We start from the raw sequence: 388 nt of genomic DNA, 5'->3' as shown, positions 1-388 counted from the left end.
TGCTGGGGCCATATACACGAAAGGATGCACGATGAAAAGAAAACTGCTGAGGATTACGTCAGAGAACTCTTAAGGATTCCCAAGCATATAAAGATTCTCTGCATCATTGGGATTGGGTATCCAGCTGAAGAAAAACCAGAACACAGAAAAGAGGAAATAATGTGGGAGAGAGTGCATCTAAATAAATTTGGAAACCGCCTTAAATAATGGCAGGAATGCCCGGAATTCTTGGGAAAGGTTGGACTTCCGCTATGTGCTTTGCTCCAACGATGAACCTCACTAGTCTTTCCATTCCTATACCAGCTCCTGCTGTAGGCTTAAGCAAACCAGCTTTGGCGACCTCCAGATAAGGCTTGAATGCCTCAAGGCTTATTCCAGCTTTCTTCAT

General features: G+C 44.1%; 1 protein-coding gene and 1 pseudogene. One reads left to right on the top strand and one right to left on the bottom strand.

What is annotated here, in order from left to right:
* Positions 1-207 (top strand): annotated as a pseudogene (locus E3E37_RS11485) (NAD(P)H nitroreductase); the annotation flags it as partial.
* On the opposite strand, the gene E3E37_RS11480 reads toward E3E37_RS11485, so the two are convergent.
* A partial coding sequence (locus E3E37_RS11480) for an amino acid--tRNA ligase-related protein (protein ID WP_305849832.1) occupies positions 200-388 on the bottom strand: 189 nt, incomplete at its 5' end. The pseudogene E3E37_RS11485 and the gene E3E37_RS11480 sit on opposite strands and share 8 nt — an antisense overlap.

It is taken from the genome of Thermococcus sp. ES12 (assembly GCF_012027515.1).
GTDB classification, from domain to species: Archaea; Methanobacteriota_B; Thermococci; order Thermococcales; family Thermococcaceae; genus Thermococcus; species Thermococcus barossii.
Note: the sequence above shows the minus strand (reverse complement) of the source record. Positions and strands in the feature narration are given on the sequence as shown.